Source organism: Clavibacter lycopersici (assembly GCF_003576405.1).
Classification (GTDB): Bacteria; Actinomycetota; Actinomycetes; order Actinomycetales; family Microbacteriaceae; genus Clavibacter; species Clavibacter lycopersici.
Window position 1 is genome coordinate 1 of sequence record NZ_QWGT01000160.1, and the last position, 6,473, is coordinate 6,473.

Below are 6,473 nucleotides of genomic sequence, written 5' to 3' on the forward strand. Positions count from 1 at the left end.
TCGACCGTGACGACGCGCGCGCCGCCGGCGACGCCGGACGAGATGCGCTCGGCGAGCGCCCGCGCGTCCTCCCGCGGAGCGGCGGCGAGGTGCGTGCTGCCGGGCAGGAGCTCGGCGAGCGCGCTCGTGCGCACGGGCGTCACGGGATCGCGACCCACGGAGGTCGTCTCGACGCCCGCGCCGTCGACGAGCAGGCGACCGGCCTCGACGGTGCGGCCCATCGCCGGGTAGGCCGGGCAGACGACGGCGAACGCACCGTCCTCGCGGGCGCTCCAGGCGCGGATCGCGCCGTCGACCTGGTCGGCGACGGAGCCGCGCATGGTGGAGTCGATCTTGAGGAAGACCCGGCGGTCGCCGTTCTCGACGGCCGTGGACACGGCGGCCGCGGTCGCCTCGCGGGCCCGCTCCGGGGCCAGCGCGCGGGCGTCGGTGACGATGGCAACGACGGATCCGTCCGCTCCGTGCTGCTCGGCGGCGTCGCCGAGGGCGAGCCGCGCGATCCACCCGGCGCGGGCGAACTGCACGGCGGAGTCGTTGCCGCCCGTGAGGTCGTCGGCGACGATGGCCACGGATCCCACGGCCGTCGCGGGATCCGGCTGCGTCAGGGGCATCGCGGGCGATGCGGCGGCCGTCACGCGGGACCCGCCCCGGGGGTCCCGCGGTCGTCGGACCGTGCCTCGCGGGCTGCGGCGGCGGCAGATGCGCTGGACGCCTCGGCGGCGGCGACCGCCGCGGTCTCCTCCCGCTCGCGGTCGTCCGCGATGGACTTCATGCCGCCCTCGCGCTTGAGGACCCATGCCGCGAGCAGCGGCGCGAGCACGGCGGAGACGAGCACGGCGGAGGCGACCTGCGCGGTCGCGATCTCGACGTAGGGCGCGAAGGACGGGTCGGCCGCGCCGACGATCGCGGGCGTGGCGATGGCGTTGCCCGCCGTGGTGGCCGAGGCGATGCCGAGGCCCGACTCCTTGCCGCGGCGCAGCAGGAAGCGGTAGCCGAGGTACGCGACGGTGCCGGTGAACACGGTCGCGATGACGCCGACCACGATGCCGGACAGCCCGCCCGAGACCACGTTCCCGAGGTCGATGCCGGTGCCGAGCGCGAACGCGAAGAACGGAATGACCATGTTGGGGATCGGGCGCATGACCTCGGTCCACTTCGCGTCCATGTTGCCGACGATCACGCCGAGCAGCAGCGGGATCACCGCGGCGAGCAGCAGCGTGTACGGAATGTCCGCCAGGCCGGCCGCGCCGAGGAACAGCAGCGAGAAGAACGGTCCGTCGTTGACGGCGCTCGCGATGTACGCCCCGCGGTCGCGCTCCCGGCCGTAGCGGCCGGTGAACGCGAGCCAGATGCCGCCGTTGCTGTTGTCCATGCTCACGAGCAGGGCGAGGATCGACACCCCGAGCAGGCCGTCGAGCCCGACGAGGTTGCCGAGGACCACGACGCACGTGGCCGGGATGATCGACTTCGTCAGCAGCAGCACGCCGGACGTCGCGAGCACGGGACCCGAGGTGCGGAGGGTGATCTGCATGCCGGTCGCGAAGATCAGGATGCCGATGAGCGGCAGGGCGCTGTCGCGGAAGAGCGCGGTGGTGAAGTTGCCGAGGTCGAGGAAGCCGGGCGCGAAGGTCCCGACGACGGATCCGATGATCAGCGGGATGAGCATGAGCCCGCCGGGGATCCGGTTCATCCCGTCGAACAACGGGACGCGGCTGGTGGGTAGGGGTTCGGGTGCCATGGCGGATCTCCTCTGATCGTCGGCGGGCCCGCGCGCACCCTCGACATTGAGTACGTACACGGTGTACCTACATTAGCTCCGCGTTGCGAGGAGCGTCAACGGGAACGGCCGAGGTCAGGCCCGGAGCCCGCGCACGTGCTGCAGCGTCAGCCCCGCGGCCTGGGCGATCCGGTGCTCGTCGAGCCCCGCCCGGTGCGCGGCGCGGACGGCGTCCTCCAGCACCGGCAGGTCGACGCGATGCCCCCGCGTCAGCTCCTGGAGCGCCGCGGCGTGGCGGTCGTGCTCCGGATCCCGCGGCGGGCGCGGCGCAGAGAGGTCGATCACCCAGTCCGGCTCGCCGGACGCGGACGACTCCTCCGCCACCAGCCGCCGCACGGCCGGCAGGTCCGGCGCCGACCAGCCGAGCGCGCCCAGCTCGCCGAGCGGCACCCAGCGCAGCTCGTCGTGGTCGGTGCTCGCGGTGGGGAGCGGCCCGACCGGATCCACGCGGTAGCAGGCGAGGTCGATCACCCGGTCGCCCACGGGCACCTCGGAGCGGTCGACGAGCGCGCCGACGGTCACGACGACGCCGAGCTCCTCGCGGATCTCCCGCGCGAGCGCCGCCTCGGGCGTCTCGCCGGGCTCGACCTTGCCGCCCGGGAACTCCCACGTGCCCGCACCCGGCTTGTGCGCCGCGCGTCGGCAGGCCAGCGCGCGCCCGTCGCGCACCATGACCGCCGCCACCACCTCGAGTCCCGCCATTCCGTGCCTCCCCGTGGGCGCCGTCCGCCTCCTCGACGCTACCGGCCCGGCCCCGCGCGCCCGGGCGGCCACGACCCGGCCTGTACCGTGGGACATCCGGCATCCGCCGCGACGAGAGGCTCCACCCGTGAAGATCAGCCACCAGCGTCACTTCGTGGTCGCGGCCGAGGTGCTGCACCTGCCGAACGCGGCGGATCAGCTCGGCATCTCGCGCGCGAAGCTCGCCTCGTCGATCCGCGCGGTCGAGGATCACTACGGCAAGGCGGTGTTCGATCCGCAGAGCACCGAGACGCGTCTGACGAAGACCGGCCGCCTGGCCTACGAGGAGGCGCTCGAGGAGCTGGCGAAGCCCTCGACCCCGCCCGAGGCGCCGAAGCCGCCGGCCGGCGGGAAGGCGAAGGCGTCGAAGGGCCAGGGCCGTGCGCCCGTGGTCAAGGGCCAGCCGAAGCCGTACAAGCGCACGCAGGGGCGCTGACCCCTCGGACCAGCGCCCCTGCGGCGTGACGGTGCGTGCTACTTCTTCAGGAACTCCAGCACGGCCTGGTTCCACTCCTCGGGGTGGCTGACCGTGACGCCGTGCGGGGCGTCCTTCACGACGTGCAGCTCGGAGCCGGTGATGGCCTGGTGCGTGCGCGCGCCGGATCCCTCGAACGGCACGGTCGCGTCGCTGTCGCCGTGGATGACGAGCGTCGGCACGGTGACCTTCGTGAGGTCGTCGCGGAAGTCCGTGGTCGCGAATGCGGCCATCGACGCGAGCGCCGCGTGCTTCTTCGACTGGTGCGCGAGGGCGATGGCCTCCTGGCGCTCGGCCTCGGTGACCTTGAGCACGCCGTTCGCCGAGTAGAAGCCGGTCGTGAACTCGTCGTAGAACGCGTCCTCGTCCTTGGTGAGGCCGGCCGTCATCTCGGCGGCGGCGTCCTTCGTGAGCGGGCCGTCGGGGTTGTCGTCGGTCTTCTCCAGGTACGGCGGCACCGCGGAGGCGAAGACGACGCTGCGCAGGCGCTCCTCGCCGCGGGTCCCGATGTAGCGGGCGATCTCGCCGCCGCCCATCGAGAAGCCGACGAGCGTGACGTCGCGGAGGTCGAGCTCGGTGAGCACGGCGTCGAGGTCGGACGCGAAGGTGTCGTAGTCGTAGCCCGTGAGCGGCTTGTCGCTGCGGCCGAAGCCGCGGCGGTCGTAGGTGATGACGCGGAAGCCGGCGGCCTGGAACGCGGGCACCTGCTTGCTCCACGACTCGCCGGAGAGCGGCCAGCCGTGGATCAGGACCACGGGGCGACCCGTGCCCCCGGTGTCGTCGACGTGCAGGTTCGTGTCCTTCAGGAGCCCGTGGTGGGCGGTGATCTCGGTCATGCGGTCGTCCTTCCGTCGCAGATGAGTTCGTGCACTACTGGATTGCTTCGGAGCCGTCGGCGATCCGGAGCGGTCGAGCGGATCCCGTGCCGCCGACACCCGGGCGCGGGCAGCAGGATGGACCCATGACCCGAGCCAACTCCTCCTACCGCGCCGCCCGTGACCTCCTGCAGGAGATGCGCACCGACCGGACAGCCGCGGTCGAGCGCTTCCGGTGGCCGGACGTGGGGGAGTCGTTCAACTGGGCGGTCGACTGGTTCGACGAGATCGCGCGCGGCAACGGGAAGGTCGCGCTGCGGGTGGTGGCGGGCGACGGATCCGAGCGGAGCGTCACCTTCGATGAGATGGCCACGCGCTCCGACCGCGTCGCGACCTGGTTCGTGGCGCGGGGCGTGCGGAAGGGCGACCACGTCATGCTCATGCTCGGCAACCGGGTGGAGCTGTGGGAGACGATGCTCGCGATCATGAAGGCGGGCGCCGTGATCCTGCCCACCTCCACCGTCCTCGGATCCGCCGACCTCACGGACCGCGTGGAGCGCGCGGGCGTGCGCCACGTCATCGCCGACCTCGCCCACACGGCCGTGTTCGACGACGTGCCGGGGGAGTACACCCGCATCGCGATCGGCGCCAGCGGGGACGCGCCCGTGCCCGCCGGGTGGACCGACTACCGCGACGCCGACGACGCGCCCGCCGACCGCGTGGGCGTCGAGGTCGCGTCCACGGATCCCGCGCTCGTCTACTTCACCTCCGGCACCACGTCGAAGCCCAAGATGGTCGTGCACACGCACGTCTCGTACCCGGTCGGCCACCTCACGACCGCCTACTGGCTGGGTCTGCAGCCCGGCGACGTGCACCTCGCCATCAGCTCGCCCGGCTGGGGCAAGCACGCGTGGAGCTGCTTCTTCGCCCCGTGGATCGCCGAGGCCACCGTCTTCGTGCACGACTACGCCCGGTTCGACGCGCACGCGCTCGTGGAGCAGCTCGACCGGGCCGAGGTCACGACGTTCTGCGCGCCGCCGACCGTGTGGCGCATGCTCATCCAGGCCGGGATCCGCGAGCGGCCGGGGAGGCTGCGGGAGATCATGTCCGCGGGCGAGCCGCTCAACCCCGAGGTCATCGCGCGCATCGAGGAGTGGTGGGGGCTCACGATCCGCGACGGCTACGGCCAGACCGAGACCACGGCCATCGTCGCCAACGCGCCCGGCGACCCCGTCGTGCCGGGCTCCATGGGCACCGCGCTGCCGGGCGTCGACCTCGTGCTCGTGGATCCCGTCACCGGCCAGCCCGCGGACGAGGGCGAGATCTGCCTCGACCTCACCACCCGGCCCGTCAACCTCATGGCCGGCTACCTCGGCGACGACGCCCGCACCGCCGAGTCGCAGCGCGACGGGTACTTCCACACGGGGGACGTCGCCCGGCGCGACGCCGACGGGACGATCACCTTCATCGGCCGCACCGACGACATCTTCAAGTCCTCCGACTACAAGGTCTCCCCGTTCGAGGTCGAGAGCGTGCTCATCGAGCACCCGGCCGTCGCGGAGGCCGCGGTCGTGGGCGCGCCCGACGACGTGCGCCTCAACGTCGCGAAGGCGTACGTGCACCTCGCGGCCGGGTGGGAGCCCGACGCGAACACCGCGCTCGCCGTGCTGAGGCACGCGCGGGAGAAGAGCCCGGCCTTCATGCGCGTGCGCCGCGTCGAGTTCGGCGAGCTGCCGAAGACCGCGTCGGGGAAGATCCGGCGCGTCGAGCTGCGGCAGCGCGAGGTCGAGGCGGCCGACGCGGGCGAGCGGCTCGCGGGGGAGTGGCGCGACGACCAGTTCCCGGGGCTGCGGGCGCGCTGAGCCCGTCCCGCCGCCGGGCCGCCCGGTGGTGATCGGAGCGGGTGGCGGCGGCCGGTAGCATCCCGTCATGCCCCTCGCCTCCCCGACCGCCCTCGACCCGCGGCGGGCCGCCCGGTGAGGGAGAACCCGTCGTTCGCGCTCGAGGACGTGGCCGAGATCCGCCGCCTCGTCGACGAGAACCCGTGGGCCACCATCGTCAGCGGCACGGGAGCCGGACTCGTCGCCTCGCACTACCCGGTGCTGCTGGATCCCGACCGCGACGACCTCACGCTCCTCACCCACGTGGGCCGCCCCGACGAGCGCATCCACGAGCTGGGCGAGCGCGACGGCGCCGACGGCGAGGTGCTCGTCATCGTCCAGGGCCCGCACGGCTACGTGTCGCCCGGCTGGTACGACGCCGACCCGGCCGTGCCCACCTGGAACCACATCAGCGCGCACCTCACGTGCCGGGTCGAGATCCTGAGCCCCGAGGAGAACCTGCGGGTGCTCGGGCAGCTGGTGGACCGCTTCGAGGACCGCATGCCGGAGCCGCGTCGCATGGCGGGCACGGTCGAGGACGCGGCCTACGCCGCCCGGATCAGCGCGGGCACGGTCGGCCTCCGCCTCGTCGCCACCCGCGTCGTCGCCAAGGCGAAGCTCAGCCAGAACAAGCCCGCGCACGTGTTCGAGCGCGTGCTGCACGAGCTCGAGCACGGCGCCGAGTACCCGAACCCGGCGCTCGCCGCGGAGATGCGGCGCGCGGCGTCGCGTGCCGGGACCGGACCCGCCGGGGTCGACGCGTGAGCGCGCTGCTCCTCGCGGGC

7 protein-coding genes are annotated in these 6,473 nt (G+C 73.3%); 3 read left to right on the forward strand and 4 right to left on the reverse strand.

Going from position 1 to position 6,473, the window contains the following annotated elements:
* The 3 genes from DZG00_RS10785 to DZG00_RS17470 form a co-directional block, all read right to left on the reverse strand.
* Positions 1-611 (reverse strand): four-carbon acid sugar kinase family protein (locus tag DZG00_RS10785; RefSeq protein ID WP_199689812.1); only part of this gene is annotated, 611 nt, incomplete at its 3' end.
* Positions 612-631: 20 nt separating this feature from the next.
* Positions 632-1,738 carry a 2-keto-3-deoxygluconate permease gene (locus DZG00_RS10790; RefSeq protein ID WP_119382231.1) on the reverse strand — a complete coding sequence of 369 codons (1,107 nt, stop codon included), beginning with the start codon at positions 1,736-1,738 and terminating at the stop codon, positions 632-634.
* Positions 1,739-1,852: 114 nt separating this feature from the next.
* The gene (locus DZG00_RS17470) at positions 1,853-2,479 is read right to left on the reverse strand and encodes a (deoxy)nucleoside triphosphate pyrophosphohydrolase (RefSeq protein ID WP_119382232.1); all 627 of its coding nucleotides are present in this window, start codon (positions 2,477-2,479) and stop codon (positions 1,853-1,855) included.
* 127 nt (positions 2,480-2,606) lie between these two features.
* Here DZG00_RS17470 and DZG00_RS10800 point away from each other — a divergent pair, with 127 nt between their 5' ends.
* Positions 2,607-2,954, forward strand: a complete 348-nt coding sequence (locus DZG00_RS10800; protein ID WP_119382233.1) for a LysR family transcriptional regulator — start codon at positions 2,607-2,609, stop codon at positions 2,952-2,954.
* Between the two features lie 38 nt (positions 2,955-2,992).
* Here the strand turns inward: DZG00_RS10800 and DZG00_RS10805 are convergent, their stop codons facing one another.
* Entirely contained in the window at positions 2,993-3,829 is an 837-nt protein-coding gene (locus DZG00_RS10805) for an alpha/beta fold hydrolase (RefSeq protein ID WP_119382234.1), read from the reverse strand.
* Positions 3,830-3,954: 125 nt separating this feature from the next.
* Here DZG00_RS10805 and DZG00_RS10810 point away from each other — a divergent pair, with 125 nt between their 5' ends.
* Positions 3,955-5,670, forward strand: coding sequence for an AMP-binding protein (locus tag DZG00_RS10810; protein ID WP_119382235.1), 1,716 nt, complete (start codon positions 3,955-3,957; stop codon positions 5,668-5,670).
* 114 nt (positions 5,671-5,784) lie between these two features.
* On the forward strand, positions 5,785-6,453 hold the full coding sequence (locus tag DZG00_RS10815) for an FMN-binding negative transcriptional regulator (protein ID WP_119382236.1): 669 nt from the start codon (positions 5,785-5,787) through the stop codon (positions 6,451-6,453).
* The last annotated feature ends 20 nt before the right edge of the window (positions 6,454-6,473 follow it).

Coding starts and splice junctions, on each gene's coding strand:
- DZG00_RS17470 (WP_119382232.1), bottom strand. CDS start 2,479: ATGGCGGGACTCGAGGTGGTGGCGGCGGTCATGGTGCGCGACGGGCGC.
- DZG00_RS10810 (WP_119382235.1), top strand. CDS start 3,955: ATGACCCGAGCCAACTCCTCCTACCGCGCCGCCCGTGACCTCCTGCAG.
- DZG00_RS10790 (WP_119382231.1), bottom strand. CDS start 1,738: ATGGCACCCGAACCCCTACCCACCAGCCGCGTCCCGTTGTTCGACGGG.
- DZG00_RS10805 (WP_119382234.1), bottom strand. CDS start 3,829: ATGACCGAGATCACCGCCCACCACGGGCTCCTGAAGGACACGAACCTG.